This is a genomic window from Agrobacterium sp. CCNWLW32, from assembly GCF_037083425.1.
In the GTDB taxonomy this organism is placed as follows: domain Bacteria; phylum Pseudomonadota; class Alphaproteobacteria; order Rhizobiales; family Rhizobiaceae; genus Agrobacterium; species Agrobacterium radiobacter.
Map to the genome: position 1 here is coordinate 203003 of NZ_JBAOJM010000004.1, position 16376 is coordinate 219378.

Annotated in this window: 17 protein-coding genes; 8 read left to right on the plus strand and 9 right to left on the minus strand. The window is 60.8% G+C overall.

The window, feature by feature from the left end:
- Positions 1-3: 3 nt before the first annotated feature.
- Together V6R85_RS11350 and V6R85_RS11355 are read right to left on the minus strand one after the other, a co-directional pair.
- A complete protein-coding gene (locus V6R85_RS11350) occupies positions 4-891 on the minus strand; it encodes an ABC transporter permease (RefSeq protein WP_003506957.1) in 888 nt (295 codons plus the stop codon).
- Positions 891-1913 carry an ABC transporter permease gene (locus V6R85_RS11355; protein WP_003506959.1) on the minus strand — a complete coding sequence of 341 codons (1023 nt, stop codon included), beginning with the start codon at positions 1911-1913 and terminating at the stop codon, positions 891-893. The genes V6R85_RS11350 and V6R85_RS11355 overlap by 1 nt, the downstream gene beginning before the upstream one ends.
- A gap of 312 nt (positions 1914-2225) precedes the next feature.
- Here V6R85_RS11355 and V6R85_RS11360 point away from each other — a divergent pair, with 312 nt between their 5' ends.
- Complete coding sequence (locus V6R85_RS11360; RefSeq protein ID WP_003506960.1) at positions 2226-2861, plus strand: LysE family translocator; 636 nt, start codon at positions 2226-2228, stop codon at positions 2859-2861.
- 27 nt (positions 2862-2888) lie between these two features.
- Here V6R85_RS11360 and V6R85_RS11365 read toward each other — a convergent pair whose 3' ends face one another.
- Together V6R85_RS11365 and V6R85_RS11370 are read right to left on the minus strand one after the other, a co-directional pair.
- Positions 2889-3620: a FadR/GntR family transcriptional regulator gene (locus tag V6R85_RS11365; protein ID WP_003506962.1), complete on the minus strand. Its 732-nt coding sequence runs from the start codon at positions 3618-3620 to the stop codon at positions 2889-2891.
- A 95-nt stretch (positions 3621-3715) separates the two neighbouring features.
- Positions 3716-4702, minus strand: a complete 987-nt coding sequence (locus V6R85_RS11370; RefSeq protein ID WP_111833874.1) for a GlxA family transcriptional regulator — start codon at positions 4700-4702, stop codon at positions 3716-3718.
- A 130-nt stretch (positions 4703-4832) separates the two neighbouring features.
- On the opposite strand from V6R85_RS11370, the gene V6R85_RS11375 reads away from it, so the two are divergent.
- From V6R85_RS11375 to V6R85_RS11405, 7 genes are all read left to right on the plus strand, one after another.
- On the plus strand, positions 4833-5660 hold the full coding sequence (locus tag V6R85_RS11375; RefSeq protein WP_003506964.1) for an alpha/beta fold hydrolase: 828 nt from the start codon (positions 4833-4835) through the stop codon (positions 5658-5660).
- Between the two features lie 27 nt (positions 5661-5687).
- Entirely contained in the window at positions 5688-6479 is a 792-nt protein-coding gene (locus tag V6R85_RS11380; protein WP_080866904.1) for an SDR family NAD(P)-dependent oxidoreductase, read from the plus strand.
- A gap of 13 nt (positions 6480-6492) precedes the next feature.
- Entirely contained in the window at positions 6493-6978 is a 486-nt protein-coding gene (locus V6R85_RS11385) for a hypothetical protein (protein ID WP_003506968.1), read from the plus strand.
- A 265-nt stretch (positions 6979-7243) separates the two neighbouring features.
- Positions 7244-8539 (plus strand): bifunctional sulfur transferase/dioxygenase Blh, encoded by a 1296-nt coding sequence (gene blh, locus V6R85_RS11390; RefSeq protein WP_060724880.1) that lies wholly within the window; start codon positions 7244-7246, stop codon positions 8537-8539.
- Positions 8533-8889, plus strand: coding sequence for a sulfite-sensing transcriptional repressor BigR (bigR, locus tag V6R85_RS11395; protein ID WP_003506973.1), 357 nt, complete (start codon positions 8533-8535; stop codon positions 8887-8889). The genes blh and bigR overlap by 7 nt, the downstream gene beginning before the upstream one ends.
- Positions 8886-9293 carry a YeeE/YedE family protein gene (locus tag V6R85_RS11400; RefSeq protein ID WP_060724881.1) on the plus strand — a complete coding sequence of 136 codons (408 nt, stop codon included), beginning with the start codon at positions 8886-8888 and terminating at the stop codon, positions 9291-9293. Before bigR ends, V6R85_RS11400 begins: the two co-directional genes overlap by 4 nt.
- The gene (locus V6R85_RS11405; protein ID WP_060724882.1) at positions 9290-9727 is read left to right on the plus strand and encodes a YeeE/YedE family protein; all 438 of its coding nucleotides are present in this window, start codon (positions 9290-9292) and stop codon (positions 9725-9727) included. The genes V6R85_RS11400 and V6R85_RS11405 overlap by 4 nt, the downstream gene beginning before the upstream one ends.
- A 73-nt stretch (positions 9728-9800) precedes the next feature.
- On the opposite strand, the gene gpmI is transcribed toward V6R85_RS11405, so the two are convergent.
- From gpmI to V6R85_RS11430, 5 genes are all read right to left on the minus strand, one after another.
- Positions 9801-11318, minus strand: a complete 1518-nt coding sequence (gpmI, locus tag V6R85_RS11410; protein ID WP_087745790.1) for a 2,3-bisphosphoglycerate-independent phosphoglycerate mutase — start codon at positions 11316-11318, stop codon at positions 9801-9803.
- Between the two features lie 344 nt (positions 11319-11662).
- Positions 11663-12934: a dihydrolipoamide acetyltransferase family protein gene (locus V6R85_RS11415; protein ID WP_111833875.1), complete on the minus strand. Its 1272-nt coding sequence runs from the start codon at positions 12932-12934 to the stop codon at positions 11663-11665.
- Positions 12935-12936: 2 nt separating this feature from the next.
- Entirely contained in the window at positions 12937-13950 is a 1014-nt protein-coding gene (locus tag V6R85_RS11420) for an alpha-ketoacid dehydrogenase subunit beta (RefSeq protein WP_065695100.1), read from the minus strand.
- A gap of 3 nt (positions 13951-13953) precedes the next feature.
- Positions 13954-15192 carry a 3-methyl-2-oxobutanoate dehydrogenase (2-methylpropanoyl-transferring) subunit alpha gene (locus V6R85_RS11425; RefSeq protein WP_111833876.1) on the minus strand — a complete coding sequence of 413 codons (1239 nt, stop codon included), beginning with the start codon at positions 15190-15192 and terminating at the stop codon, positions 13954-13956.
- A 44-nt stretch (positions 15193-15236) separates the two neighbouring features.
- Positions 15237-16364: an acyl-CoA dehydrogenase family protein gene (locus V6R85_RS11430; protein WP_111833877.1), complete on the minus strand. Its 1128-nt coding sequence runs from the start codon at positions 16362-16364 to the stop codon at positions 15237-15239.
- Positions 16365-16376 lie beyond the last annotated feature (12 nt).

Genomic DNA, 16376 nt, shown 5'->3' on the forward strand with positions numbered 1-16376 from the left:
GACCTATCTCCGGTTCATCTGCTTCGGGTCGAGCGCATCCCGCAGGCCGTCTCCCAGAAGGTTGAAGGCGAGGCTGACGGACAGGATCGCAACGCCGGGGAAGGTCACCAGCCACCAGCTATCCAGCATGTAACGGCGGCCGGTGGCGATCATCGCCCCCCATTCCGGCAGCGGCGGCTGCGCGCCGAGACCGAGAAAGCCGAGGCCGGCGGCGGTGAGAATGACGGTCGCCATGTTCAGCGTCAGGCGGATGAGGACCGAGGGCAGACACATGGGCATGATCGATTTAACGATGATGCGCAGAGGCGACGCGCCCTGAAGCCGCGCAGCGGCAATATAATCCGCCTTGCGGAAGGTCATGGCTTCGGCGCGCGCAAGGCGCGCGATCGGCGGCCATGAGGTGAGCGCGATGGCAATGATCGCGTTGTTGAGGCTGGGGCCGAGCGCTGCGACGAAGGCGAGCGACAGGATGAGGCTCGGGAACGACAGGAAGATATCCGTGATGCGCATCATCACCGTGTCGAACTTGCCGCCGAGATAACCGGAGGCCGTGCCGACCAGAAGGCCGACGGGACCAACAATGATCGATACCAGCGAGATGATGGTGAGCGTGATGCGCGCGCCCCAGAGAAGGCGGCTATAGATGTCGCGCCCCAGCTCATCCGTGCCGAAGACATGGCCGTTGCCGGGCGCCTGCAGCGTATTGGCGAGATCCTGCGCGTAGGGGTCATGCGTCGCAAGCCAGGGCGCGAAAACAGCGGCGATGACGAGAAGCAGCAGGACGGCCAGACCGAAAGCCGATGTCGGGCTTTTCAGCAGGAAAACAACGATGTTCTTCAGCGCGTTCAAGGGCACGGGAAGGCGAGAGGAAGTTTCTGCACGGGCCGTCATCAGCGGGTCCTCGGATCGAAAAAGCGGTAGAGAATGTCGGACAGGAGGTTGAGCCCGATGAAGATGACGCCGACGATAAGCACGCAGGTCATCACGGCATTCATGTCGCCGATGATAAGATTGCTGGTGAGATATTGCCCGAAACCCGGCCAGGCGAAGACGGTCTCAATGAGAACCGCGCCTTCCAGCAGCGAACCATAGGCAAGGGCGATGATGGTGACGAGCTGCACCCGGATATTGCCAAAGGCATGCAGCCACACCGTCTGCCGCTGCGACAGACCTTTGACGCGCGCTGTCGTCACATATTCCTGGCCCAGCTGGTCCAGCATGAAGCTGCGCGTCATGCGGGTGATATAGGCCGAGGAGGAATAACCGAGCAAAGCGGCGGGAAGGATCAGGTGGTTGATGGCCGACCAGAAAACCTCCATATCGCCCGCAAGCAGGCTGTCTATCAGCAGAAAGCCCGTCCGCTCCTCAACCAGTCCGATATAGAATTGGTCCATGCGGCCACCGCCGCCGACAAGGCCGAGATAGGCGTAAAAAACGATCAGCGCGATCATGCCGGTCCAGAAGATCGGCATGGAATGGCCGAACAGGCTGAGCACACGTACCAGATGATCCTGCCAGCGGTCTTTATTGACCGCGGCATAAACACCCATGGGAATGCCAAGGCCGGCACCGATCAGGATCGCAAAGGTCGCAAGCTCCATCGTCGCCGGCATGACCCTGATGATATCCTCGATGACCGGACGACCGGTGCGGATCGAGGTTCCAAAATCGCCGCTGAAGACATCACCGAGATAATAGATGAACTGCTGCCACAGCGGACGGTCGAAACCGAGCGCATGATAGACCTGTTCATAGGTTTCGCGCGTCGCATCCTCGCCAACGATGGCCCGCACTGGATCGGCCGGCATCAGGCGACCGATAAAAAAGGTCAGTAGCAGCAATCCAAGCAGCGTAACGGCAATACTTCCGATCTGGCCGGACAGGCCATAAAGCGAAAGGCGTCTTTTTGACATGATTCCTCCCTTGCCAGAGATCGACTGCGCAAGTGACCAAGGCGCAATCCTGTCTGACAACTATTCGCAAGTTGTCACAGGTGTTGAGAGCTGTCAAGCGCGTGACTGTGAAATCCGCATCGCCCAGGGCTCTGAAAGGCGTGCCTCGAGGAGGAATCTCATGCTGAAATCATCCGGCTTTCGTGTTGCTTTGGGAAAAAGCACTTGTGTTGCGGCACCCGTAAAAGCCTGTATTCTCCGACTTCGCGGAATGCGCGGAGGCTAGCTGGGCGGTGGCACCGATGACATCCGTGCCGACAGGGGGAGGAAAATATGGCTGACGTGACACTTCTGGCGTTTGCGGTGGTCGCCTTTATCGGCATTGCCACGCCCGGCCCTACCGTCTTGCTCGCGCTTGCAAATGGTTCAAGATTCGGAGTACGCCGCGCCATGATTGGCATGGCTGGCGCTGTCCTCTCGGATTTCGTCCTGATCGGCGCAGTAGCACTAGGATTGGGTGCCTTGCTCGCCGCCTCCGAATTCTGGTTCAGCGTCGTCAAATGGGTGGGCGTCTGTTATCTAGCCTTCCTCGGCATCATGCTTTTGCGCTCAAGAGGCACGCTCGATGGTGCTCTTCAATCCGCGGAGGCCAACGGGGTCGCTTCCGCCCGCTCGATTTTCCTCAAGAGCTTTCTCGTGGCGGTCACCAACCCCAAGGGATATCTGTTCTTTTCGGCTTTCCTGCCGCAATTCATCGATCCCGCCGCGCCGCAGATCCAGCAATATGCGGCGCTTGCGCTGATCTTCGCCGGCATCGATTTCATCGTGATGTTCGGATATGCCCTGCTCGGCTCGCAGGCCGTCCGGCTGTTGCGGAAAACCGGAGCCCTGTGGCTCGACCGGATTTGCGGCGGCGCGCTTCTGACGCTTGCCGCCTCCCTGGCCTTCTATCGGCGGGCGACTGCGTAACCCATTGACCTCTAGGCCATTTCCGGCTCATTCAGCGGCAGTGCGTGAGCGCAGAAGCACCTTGTAGCGCTCAAGACTGCCGCGCAGATGCGCCGCCATATGTTGACGGGCGGCATCGGCATCACCTTCGATGATGGCATCGACAATCCTCGCATGCTCCTCCTGGAGATGCAGGTTGTAGTCCTTCGGACGCGACCCGGGCGCTGCCCCCTGCAATTCGCCGCGGGGAATGATGCCGGAGCGAATGAGCTGAAGAAACTCGGGAAACCGCCTGTTTTGCGTCGCCTGCGCAATTGCCAGATGGAACTCGAAATCAGCATCCCGCGTCGGCAGCCCGGCGGCAAGACAGTCGCCGACGCGCCGGTGCGCATCCACAATCGCCTCCACCTGCACGGCGGAACGGCGCGATGCCGCAAGCCCGGCGGATTCGACCTCGAAGACAGTGCGCAATTCCAGCAATTCGATCACCGAGGAAATTCGCCCCACGGCCAGATCGTTAAAAGGCAGTTCCTTGGCCGGTTTCACTTCAACGGCGAAAACGCCCGCGCCCTTGCGGGCTTCAACGAGACCATCGGCGCGCAGAATGGCGATGGCTTCGCGCACCACCGTGCGGCTGACGGAATATTCCCGCGTCAGGGCGCTTTCGCTCGGAAGACGATCACCGGGGCGGAAAACGCCTTCCGCCAGATCCCGCCGCAATGCCGAACTGATTTTCGCCGCGAGCGATACCCCCTGCTTCGTGCTGCTCTCAACGTCCATTCCGGCCCACCTGTTTTAAACTTGTCTGGCATGTTAGCAAACACCCGCCACATTGCAAGGGCCGGACCTCTGCACCACCGCGACTGTTGCCGCCCTCACGCCGCAGCCATGGCCGAACTGCTGGAAAAGCGGCTTCTATATTCACCCGGTGAGAGGCCGAGAATGCGGTGGAACACCCGGCGGAAGGCGGCGGCATCCTCATAACCCACTGACCATGCGATCTGATCGACCGAACGGCGGGTGAATTCCAGCAATTCCCGCGCCTTCCCGACCCGCAGATGCTGGACATATTCGATGGGCTTCATGCCGGTGGCGGCCTTGAAGCGGCGCAGGAAGGTTCGCTCCTCCAGCCGGGCATGGCCGGCCATGTCGGCAACGCTCGTCGCCCGCCCGGCGCGGGCCTGCAGCCAGTGCTGCACCTTCAGGATCGGCTCGTCGCCATGCGTCAGCCTTGGGGCGAAGCTGCTATAATGGCGCTGTTCACGCCCCGAGGGATCGATCAGCAGGAATTTGCCGGTCTCGATCATCACCGAAGGTCCAAGCAGCCGGTCGACGATGCGCAGGCCAAGATCGGTCCACGCCATCAGCCCGCCAGCCGTGATGATATCGCCATCCTCTATGACGATCTTGTCTATCTCCAGCCGGATATCGGGAAAACGCTCGCGGAACCGCTCGGCAAACAGCCAGTGGGTGGTGGCCGGGCGACCAGACAGGAGGCCCGTGGCCGCAATCATGAAGGAGCCGCCGCAACTGGCTGCGAGCGTCGCCCCCTGCGCATGCCGATCCAGCAGCCAGCGGGCGTAAGGCTCGGCTTCCTCGATCTCAGCGGGCCCCGTCAACCGGCCGGGTACAACGAAAATGTCGGGATGTCCTGACTGCCCGGAATGAGTGTCGTGACAGCGGGAAAATTCACCACCCTCGCCCATGCTCCAGTGGCTGACCCGCAATTTCGGCCCGCCGCGATCCTGTGAAAATACCGATGCGATGGCAAAAAGATCGGTGATGCCATGTACCATGGCCATCTGACAGTCCCGATAGAGGACCAGACCGACTTCCAGCGCGCTTCCCGTTACACCCGCCATGCGCCCACACCCCCGTTTTGTCGGTTTCGGCTCGCTTTCTGTCAGAAGCGCCAATCCAGCCCCGGCTGCCTCCAGAGTATCTCTATTCCCACGGGACGCAAGCAAGCTCCCTGCAACAGGAGAGAGAGCCATGACAACGATCACCACCAGAGACGGAACGCACATCTTCTACAAGGACTGGGGTCCGAAAGACGGCCAGCCCATCATCTTCTCCCACGGCTGGCCGCTCAGCGCCGATACATGGGATGCGCAGATGGTGTTCTTCGCCAACAACGGTTTCCGCACCATCGCCCACGACCGCCGCAGCCACGGCCGCTCCGACCAGGTCTGGCATAACAATAACATGGATCAATATGCCGACGATCTGGCCGAACTGATCGAACAGCTCGATCTTCACGACATCATTCTGGTCGGCCATTCCACCGGCGGCGGCGAGGTCACACGCTATATCGGTCGCCATGGTACGGCCCGCGTCGCCAAGATCGCCCTCATCGGCGCGGTGCCGCCGCTGATGCTGAAGACGGAAAGCAATGTCATCGGCCTGCCGATCGATGTTTTCGACGGCATCCGCAAGGGCACCTACGACAATCGCAGCCAGTTCTTCAAGGATTTGACCATTCCCTTCTACGGTTACAACCGCGAAGGCGCCGTGATTTCGCAAGGCATCCGCGACGAATTCTGGCGTCAGGGCATGATGGGCGGGCTCAAGGGTCAGCTCGACAGCATTCGCGCTTTCTCGGAAAGCGATTTCCACCAGGATCTGAAGGCCTTCGACAAACCCACGCTGGTTCTGCACGGTGATGACGACCAGATCGTGCCGGTCGGCGCTTCGGCACTCTCCACGGTCAAGATCGTCAAACACGCGGTCCTCAAAATCTACGAAGGCGCCGACCATGGCCTGACGCAGACCCATCAGGACCGCTTCAACGCCGACCTCCTCGCCTTCATCAACGCCTGAAACCACCGGACACAGGAGACACGGGACATGACACAGAATACATTTCTCATCACCGGCGCATCCGACGGCATCGGCGCGGTCTATGCCGAACGTCTGGCAAAACGCGGCCATGATCTCATCCTCGTGGCGCGGCGCGCCGAAAAGCTGAAGACACTGGCAACCCAACTGGAGAAGGATCACCATATCGCGGTCGAGGTTCTCTCCGCCGACCTTTCCAGAGCAGAAGACCTCGAAAAGGTCGAGGCACGACTGCGCGATGACCGGCGGATCACAGGCCTCGTCAACAATGCCGGTATTGCCGGTGAAGGCGCCATCACGGCGCTGGACCCGGCCTATGTCACGACGATGATCAACCTCAATATCCTTGCCGTCACCCGGCTTGCAGCGGCGATCGCGCCGCGGCTTGCCGCCGATGGCAAAGGCACGATCATCAACATCACATCGGTAACGGCCCTGATGCCGGCGGCATTTACCGCCGTCTATCCGGCAACCAAGGCCTTTGTGCTCGCCTTCACCGAAGCGCTGCAGGCGCAGCTTTCCCCGTCCGGCGTGCGGGTTCAGGGTGTCCTGCCGGGTATTACCCGCACGGCGATCTGGGAAGAGGAGCGGCTCGAGGCCATTCCGGCCGCCATGGTCATGGATGTTTACGAGATGGTGGATGCGGCCCTTGCCGGTCTCGATCTTGGCGAGACCCTGACCATTCCTTCGCTGCCGGATGCGGCCGATTTCGAAAATTTCCTTGCAGCCCGCGCAGCATTGAGGCCCAATCTGTCGCATGCACTTGCCGCCAGCCGGTATCGTGCAACTCAAACCGAATAGAGGGAGACGCATCATGATCCTCGGACTGACCATTCCCCAATTCACGACATTGCACGTTGCCCTGAGCCTCATTGGCATCGTAACCGGACTGATCGCCCTGCCCGCTTATGCGGCGGGGCGGTGGATGCCGCGCATGATGGCGCTTTTCCTCGTCACCACGCTCGCCACCACACTCACTGGCTTTCTGTTTCCAATCGGAAATTTCACACCGGCACTCGGCGTCGGCATCATCTCGACCCTCGTTCTGGCAATCGCACTGGTTGCGCTTTACGGATACGGTCTGAATGGCAGGGCGCGCATTATTTATACGATCACCGCCACGATCAGCCTTTATCTCAATATGTTTGTGTTGATCGTTCAGGCCTTTCTCAAGGTCGAAACACTCAACAACCTGGCACCGAACGGCAATGAACCGCCCTTTGTAGTCGCCCAGACGGTTCTGCTTGTTGCAGCCATCTGTCTCGGCTGGAAAGCGACACGCCGCAGGCTCGCCGTCTGAAACGAGCCGAAGTTCGAACCGGCTTCCGGGGAAATGCCTTGTGCCTGAGTGCTTTCAGGCACTAGGCATGTTTTTGCATGCCGAATACAGGCAATCTCCGCTCATCCGTCACAAAACGAAGAAATCCCGTCTCTAGGGTTTCCTCCCGAATCTCTCTTGAAATCCAGCGGGAGATATCCGGAACGAAGACGCTTTTCGCCTCTTGCAAACAAACAATATACATTATATAATAATATATATTAATTTATTACAACAGGAGATGCCGATGAATGCCGTGAAGATCAACGAGCGTCTGACCGTTGCGGGCCAGCCGATGATCGCCGATTTCCAATCGCTCTCCGCCCAGGGCTATAAAAGCATCATCAATGCCCGGCCTGATGGTGAAGAGCCCGGTCAGCCAGGCAATGTGCAGGAAAAAAGCGCCGCCAGCGCGGCAGGCATGGAATATGGCTTCATCCCGGTCAGCGGCCCTGCCATCACCGAAGCCGATATCCGCGCCTTCCAGCAGAAAATGGCGGAAGCGGACGGCCCCGTTTTTGCCCATTGCAAGGGCGGCACGCGCGCACTCACGCTTCATGTTCTCGGCGAAGCGCTGGATGGGCGCATCGAGTGGGCCGACATCGCGGCTTTCGGCAAGGCGCATGGCTTTGACCTTTCCGGCGCCACCCGCTGGCTGGAGCGACGCGCGGCGGCGGTTCCACACGTCAAGGCCTTCTTCGATCCGCGCACATGGAGCGTGCAATATGTCGTTTCCGATCCTGCGACCAAGCGCTGCGCCATTATCGACCCGGTCTATGATTTCGATGAGAAGTCCGGTGCAACCGGAACCATGAATGCCGACGCCATTCTGGATTATGTGGCGAGCCAGGGCCTGTCGGTGGAATGGATTCTCGATACCCATCCCCATGCCGACCATTTTTCCGCCGCCCATTACCTGAAGCAGAAGACCGGTGCGCAGACGGCGATCGGCGCGAAAGTTACCGGCGTACAGAGGCTCTGGCAGGAGAAATATAACTGGCCGGATCTCGAAACCGACGGCTCGCAATGGGACCGGCTGTTCGAGGCGGGCGACAGGTTCGATATCGGCTCCCTGGAAGCGCGCGTGCTGTTTTCACCCGGGCATACGCTGGCCTCCGTGACCTATGTGGTGGGAGATGCCGCCTTTGTGCACGATACGCTTTTCATGCCCGATTCAGGCACTGCGCGCGCCGATTTTCCGGGCGGCAGCGCCAGAGAACTCTGGGCGTCTATTCAGGATATTCTCGCCCTTCCCGACGAAACACGGATTTTCACCGGCCATGACTATCAGCCCGGTGGCCGCGCTCCGAAATGGGAAAGCACGGTCGGCGAACAGAAGCGCAGCAATCCGCATCTGGCCGGCATGACGGAGGAGGGCTTCATCCGCCTCAGGGAAACACGGGATCGCACATTGCCGATGCCAAAGCTCATTCTGCACGCCCTGCAGGTCAATATTCGCGGCGGCCGCCTGCCGGAGCCGGAAGCGAATGGCAAACGTTATCTGAAATTCCCGCTCGACGTGCTGGAGGGCAGCACATGGTAAAGGAAAACGCGCTGGAAAAGACTCCGCACATTGCTGAAATTCCCCTTCCCGCCATGGAGGAGAGGGCTGTCGAGGTCGCGCTGCTTCTGAAAACACTTGCCCACCCGGCGCGGTTGATGCTCGCCTGCACGCTGGCGCAGGGGGAATTTTCCGTCGGCGAACTGGAGGTCAAGCTGGATATCCGCCAGCCGACGCTTTCCCAGCAGCTGGGCGTGCTGCGGGAAGCCGGCGTGGTCGAAACCCGGCGCGACGCCAAGCAAATCTTCTACCAACTGAGCGAAGCGAAAGCAGCGCAACTGATCGAGGCCCTTTACACCATATTCTGCGCGCCGGAGGAGGAGACCCTGTGAGCCCCTACTGGCCCTCTCTTTTCGGCGGCATGTTGCTCGGTCTTGCCAGTATTATGCTGTTTCTTTTTAACGGCCGTATTGCCGGCATCAGCGGGATCATGGGCAAAATGCTCGGCAAGGAGCGGCGTCTTGCCGATCTCACCTTCGTCACCGGCTTGCTGGCCGGACCTTATATCTATGCCGCGGCATTCGGCCGGCTGCCTGCCATCACCCTCGTTGCACCATGGCCGCTCATCCTCATTGCCGGCCTGCTGGTGGGTTTTGGCACACGCATGGGCTCCGGCTGCACGTCCGGCCACGGCATCATGGGACTGGCGCGATTTTCCCGGCGCTCCATCGCCGCGACCGTAACCTTCCTGATATCAGGCATCTGTGCCGCTACGATAGCAGGAGCCCTGTCATGAAAAATCCGGCCGTGGCCCGTGTTGCCCTGGCATTGGCCGCAGGAGCGCTGTTCGGCTTCGGCCTCTCGCTGTCAGGCATGGTCGATCCCGCCCGTGTTTCCGGCTTTCTCGACGTGGCAAGCGGCCATTGGGACCCGAGCCTGATATTCGTTCTCGGCGGTGCTGTGATGGTCGCCGCGCCGGGTGTGCTGCTCAGCCGACGTCTTGCCAGGCCCGTCCTCACTGAGGATTTCAACCTGCCCGCAAAAACCCGCATCGACCGGCCGCTCATAACAGGCTCGGCCATTTTCGGCATCGGTTGGGGGCTTGCCGGTTTCTGCCCCGGCCCGGCACTATCGGCTCTCGCCCTCGGGCTGATGCCGGTCGTTCTTTTCGTCTGCGCCATGATTGCCGGCATGCTGGTCCACGACCGTCTCTACGCAAAACAGCCATAGCAAAGACGCTCGTCCCGAACGCGGGAAACGGGCAGTCGCGCGGGGCTGGAACGCTCCCGCGCGACTCGTTTGATTAGAGGTCGATCAGGCTCTTGCCCGTCATTTCCGGCGGCAGCGGCACATTCATCAATTGCAGCAAGGTGGGCGCGACATCGGCGAGAATACCGGCATGCAGCTTTGCACCTTCCGGCCCGCCAAAAAGGATCACCGGCACCGGATTGGTGGTGTGGGCCGTATGCGGGCCGCCGGTCACCGGGTCGACCATGGTTTCGCAATTGCCGTGGTCGGCAATGACAAGCATCGCGCCACCCACTTTTTCGAGCGCGGCAACGACCGCACCAAGTCCGCGATCCACGGCTTCGCAGGCCTTGATTGCGGCCTGCAGATCGCCGGTATGGCCGACCATGTCAGGGTTGGCGTAATTGGTAACGATAAGATCGTAACCCTTGCCGATCGCCTCGACGAATTTCTCCGTCACATCGGGCGCGCTCATCTCAGGCTGCAGGTCGTAGGTCGCAACCTTCGGCGATTTCGGCATGAAGCGGTCTTCGCCGACTTCCGGCTCTTCCTTGCCGCCATTCAGGAAGAAGGTGACATGCGGATATTTTTCCGTCTCGGCGAGGCGAAACTGCGTGAGCCCCTGTTTTGCCACCCAGGCGCCGAGCGTATTGACGATATCGCGCTTGGGGTAGGCCGTCGTCATGAAATGGCTGTGGCGGGTGGAATATTCGACCATACCGAGCAGCGCCGAAAGCACGGGCTTTTCGCGCGGAAAACCGTCGAAATCATTGGCACCAATGGCAAGCAGGATTTCACGCGCACGGTCGGCGCGGAAATTCAGGCAAAACAGGCCGTCGCCAGCCTTGAAACCTTCATAACCATCGATCACAGTCGGCAGGATGAATTCGTCGGTGACATTGTTTTTGTAGCTCTGGGCAACGGCGCTCACCGCATCCCGCGCGTGTTCGCCTTTCGCCAGAACCATGGCGTCATAGGCTTTCTCGACGCGCTCCCAGCGATTGTCGCGATCCATCGCATAATAACGGCCGATTACCGTGCCGATGCTGGCGCCTTGCGGCAGGCTCGCTACCAGCGCCGCCACAAAATCTTCAGCCGATTGCGGCGCGACGTCGCGGCCATCGGTGATGGCATGCACCACGACCTTCAGGCCGTGGCTGATCATCAACCTCACCGCCGCCTGGCCGTGAAGGATATGGCCATGGACGCCGCCATCGGAAACCACGCACATCAGATGCGCCACACCGCCCGCGGCTTTTACCCTGGCTGCGAAATCAAGCATCGCCGCATTGCGGAAAAAGCTGCCATCCTCGATCGCCAGATCGATCTGGCCGAGATCCATGGCAACGATGCGGCCCGCGCCGATATTGGTGTGGCCCACTTCAGAATTGCCCATCTGCCCGGTGGGCAGGCCGACATTCGGGCCGAAGGTGGTCAGCGTCGCATTCGGGCAGGTGGCAAAAAGCCGGTCCATGGTCGGCGTGTTCGCCAGAACAGGCGCATTGCTGGATGTATCCTCACTCAGCCCCCAGCCATCGAGAATAGTCAGGACAACGGGTCTGGGAGTTTGCATGGGAGGACCTTCTTCGTTCGGTTGCCGGCGGAGGGCGGACCGCCGGGCACCGGAGCGCCCTCTTCCGCCACTATGATCATGATGAGAAAACATGCTTCTCGTTCTTCTCTTCTATACCCGAAGATGACGAACGCAAGCCTATACCGACACCGAAACAGTTCCGTGAAGGTTGAAAACGCGAGCTCAAAAATGCCGTCATGACACGCATGCGCCCTCATTCCTGTGCTCGTCACAGGAATCCGGCCTACGCGCGTCTGCGCGGCGGGGAGAGTCCTTTCAGCCCAATGACTTGGGCTGGCTGGATCCCTGTGACAGGCACAGGGATGAGGGAGCACGGGTCGCCTTCACTCGATGAAAATCAGCGCCGGCTTTTCCAAGAGAGCCTTGAGGGCCTGGATGAAGACCGCCGCATCCCAGCCATCGACGACCCGGTGGTCGAAGCTGGAAGACAGGTTCATCATCTTGCGAGGCACAAAGCGAATCCCATCCCAGACCGGCCGCGTCATGATCTTGTTGACGCCGATGATCGCCACCTCGGGATGGTTGATGATGGGCGTCGAGACCACGCCGCCCAATGCTCCTAGCGAACTGATGGTGATGGTGGAGCCGATCAGTTCTTCCCGATGGGCCGTGCCGGTGCGGGCGGCTTCTGCAACGCGTGCGACTTCCTCTGCGCATTCCCAGAGGCCGAGCGTTTCCGTGTGGCGTACGACCGGGACCGTCAGGCCCGACGGCGTCTGCGTGGCGATGCCGATATGAACGGCTTCATAGTGGCTGACGACCCCTTTTTCGTCATCAAAGGTGGCATTCATGCCGGGATGATCCGCAACGGCTTTCACCAGCGCGCGCATCAGAAACGGCAGGATCGTCAGCTTCGGTTGCCCGGAACGGCGGTTGCCGTTCATGGTCGCCCGCAAATCCTCCAGATCGGTCACGTCGACTTCCTCGACATAGGTGATGTGGGGAATGCGGGAGGCGGAAAGCACCATCTTCTCGGCAATCTTGCGCCGCAGCCCTGTCAGTTTCACCTCCTCGACGGCGCTATCGTGGGGCGCTATCGGCTCGGGGCGTTCCGGCCGCCCCCGCACGGTTAAAAACCCATCGAGATCGGCATGGGTAATATGCCCATCCGGGCCCGTTCCCTTGACCTGTGCGAGATCGATATCGAGATCGTCGGCGCGCTGGCGGACGGCGGGGGATGCCAGCGGTTTGTGGTGCAGTTCGGCTGCGGGCGCCGGTGGCCCCTCCTCGGTCTGGCGCACCGTCGGCTGGGTTTCAACGGGTGGCGGCGTGTCCGTCATGTCGGCAGGCGCTTCCGTTATCTGGGCGGGCGCTTCCGTTTCCGGCACGCTGCCATTGAGCGCGACGGCAGCGACATCGGTTTCAATGCGCAGGAGCGGCGCCTTCACCGGCACGGTGTTTCCAACCGTCACGGCGAGCCAGGTGACCACGCCCGCCACGGGTGAGGGGATTTCCACCGTCGCCTTGTCCGTCATCACCGCGGCCAGCACCATGTCCTCATGGACGAGATCACCCGGTTTGACGTTCCATTCCACCAGTTCGGCTTCCGCCACACCTTCACCGACATCAGGCATAGTGAGAACAAATTCCGCCATAATCAGGCCTCCATGACTTCGACAAGGGCTCGCCCGACGCGGGCAGGTCCCGGAAAATAGTCCCATTCCTGCGCATGGGGATAAGGCGTATCCCAGCCGGCGACGCGGACGACGGGGGCCTCGAGATGATAAAAACAATGTTCCTGCACCAGCGATACGACTTCCGCCCCGAAGCCGGAGGTCAGCGTTGCCTCATGCACCATGACGCAGCGGCCGGTCTTCGAAACCGATTTCACGATGGTATCGAGATCGAGCGGCAAGAGGCTGCGAAGGTCGATAATCTCGGCATCCACGCCGGTCTCTTCCGCCGCCGCCAGCGCCACATGCACCATGGTGCCATAAGCGATGACGGTGACACCATTTCCGGGGCGGCGGATTTCGGCTTTGCCGATGGGAATGGTGTAGTGACCTTCCGGCACCTCGCCCATCTCGTGTTTGGACCAGGGCGTTACCGGCCGGTCATGGTGCCCGTCGAAGGGGCCATTATAAAGCCGCTTCGGCTCCAGAAACATCACGGGGTCGGGGTCTTCGATGGATGCGATCAGCAGCCCCTTGGCATCATAAGGATTGGAAGGGACCACCACCTTCAGCCCGCAGACATGGGTGAAGAGGGCTTCCGGGCTCTGGCTGTGTGTCTGCCCGCCAAAAATCCCGCCGCCGGTGGGCATGCGGAGAACGATCGGGCAGGTGAAATCGCCATTGGAGCGATACCGGATACGCGCCGCTTCCTGGGTGATCTGGTCATAGGCGGGATACATATAATCGGCGAACTGGATTTCGACGCAAGGCCGCAGACCATAAGCGGCCATGCCGATCGCCGTGCCGACAATGCCGGATTCGCTGATCGGCGCGTCGAAACAGCGGGTCTTGCCGTATTTTCCCTGCAGCCCCTGAGTGGCGCGGAACACGCCGCCAAAATAGCCCACATCCTCACCGAAAACCACGACATCGTCGCTGCGCTCCATGGAGACATCCATGGCGCTGCGGACGGCTTCGATCATCGTCATTCTTGTCATGTCTCACCACCCTGCCTTCTGGCGCTGGCGGACGAGATGCGGCGGCATCTCGGCGTAGACGCCTTCGAAAATATCCTTTTTCGGCGGTTTTCCACCCTCATGCAGCGTACCGTGGCTTTCCGCCTCGCGCTGGGCTTCCAGCACCTCATCGGCGATTTCCGCCTCCGCCTGCCGGTGCCGTTCATCCGACCAGACGCCGCGCAGGACGAGATGTTTCTTGAGCCTCAGAACCGGGTCGCCCAGGGGCCACGCCTCGGACTCCGTCTTGGGGCGATAAGCGCTCGGATCATCCGAGGTGGAATGGGCGCCGACACGATAGGTGACATATTCGATCAGCGTCGGACCGAGGTTGCGGCGCGCCCGTTCCACGGCCCAGCGCGCAACGGCATAAACGGCGAGATAATCATTGCCATCGACCCGGAGTGCGGGAATGCCGAAACCCAGCCCGCGCGCCGCAAAGGTGCCAGAACCGCCGCGCGCAATGCCCTGAAAGGTGGAAATCGCCCATTGGTTATTGACGATGTTGAGGATGACCGGCGCCTTATAGGTGGAGGCAAAGACCATTGCCGAGTGAAAATCCGACTCCGCCGTCGAACCGTCGCCGATCCAGGCGGCCGCGATTTTCGTATCGCCCTTGATGGCAGATGCCATCGCCCAGCCGACGGCCTGCACATATTGCGTGGCGAGATTGCCTGACACGGTGAAGAAGCCGTGTTCCTTCGAGGAATAGAGAACCGGCAATTGCCGCCCGTGCAGCGGGTCGAGCTCGTTGGAGTAAATCTGGTTCATCATGGTGACGAGCGGATAGTCATCGGCAATGAGCAGTCCCGCCTGCCGGTAGGTCGGGAAATTCATGTCGCCTTTGGAAAGCGCCTTGCGGAAGGCGCAACTGACAGCCTCTTCGCCCAGATGCTGCATGTAGAAGGACGTCTTGCCCTGCCGCTGCGCCATCAGCATGCGGGCATCGAAAGCCCGCAGCCGCATCATGTTTTTGAGGCCCACCAGCAATTCCTCGTCCGAGAGCAGCCCGGCCCACGGCCCGACGGCCTCACCCTGATGATTGAGGACACGGATGATGGAATAGGCGAGATCGCGCATGCTTTCAGGGGCGGCATCCACCTCCGGGCGTGGCACGGAGCCGGCCTTGGGTATTTTCACATTGGAGAAATCCGGCTGGTCACCGGGCCGCACCGCTGGCTCCGGCACATGCAGGCTGAGATGCGTGGTTTCGGTAATATCCATTCTACTCCTCCCATCGCCATCTCCTCCAGACGACGAAACAATTTTCAGAGGTTGCGCGCGATGACCATCCGCTGGACATCGCTGGTTCCCTCGTAAATCTGGCAGATGCGCACATCGCGATAGATCCGCTCCACCGGATAATCCGCCATGTAGCCGTAACCGCCGTGAATCTGGATGGCGTCCGAGCAGACACGCTCGGCCATTTCGGAAGCAAAGAGCTTGGCCATCGAGGCTTCCGAAAGGCAGGGTTCGCCCGCCTCCTTCAGCGCCGCCGCATGCAGCACCAGCTGCCGCGCCGCCGTAATCCGCGTCGCCATATCCGCAAGCCGAAACGCCACCGCCTGATGCTCGATGATTGCCTGCCCGAAGGCCTTGCGCTCGCGGGCATAATCCCGCGCCGCCTCAAAAGCGGCCTGCGCCATGCCGACCGCCTGCGCGGCGATACCGATGCGGCCGCCTTCCAGATTGGCGAGCGCAATGCGATATCCCTGCCCCTCTTCGCCGAGCCGCAATTCGACTGGGACTGCCATGTCGGTGAAGGCGATCTGGCAGGTATCGGACGAATGCAGGCCGAGTTTTTCCTCAACCCTGATTACCTCGTAACCCGGTGTATCAGTCGGCACGATGAAGGCGCTGATGCCCTTCTTTCCCGCCGCCGGATCGGTGACGGCAAAAACGATGACGACGTCGCCATTCTTGCCTGATGTGATGAACTGTTTCGCGCCATCCAGAATGTATCGGTCGCCATCGCGCCGGGCGCGTGTCTTCAGATTGGAGGCGTCGGAACCAGCCTGCGGTTCAGTGAGCGCAAAACCGCCGATCCATTCGCCGGCGGCGAGCTTGGGCAGGAAACGCTGCTTCTGATCTTCCGTGCCGAATTTCAGGATCGGTACGCACCCAACCGAATTGTGGACGCTCATGATGGTGGAACAGGCGCCGTCACCGGCGGCGATCTCCTCCAGCGCCAGGGCATAGGCGACGGCACCGGTTTCCGACCCGCCATAGTCCTCCGAGACCAGCATGCCGAGGAAACCGAGCCCGCCCATTTCTTTCAGCTCGTCTTTCGGGAACCGGCTTTCCCGGTCGCGCGCGCTAGCACCGGGGGCGAGCCGCTCGCGGGCGAAATCGCGGGCCATGTCCCTGATCTGCTGCTGGGCTTCATTCAGGATCATCGCCGCCTCCCC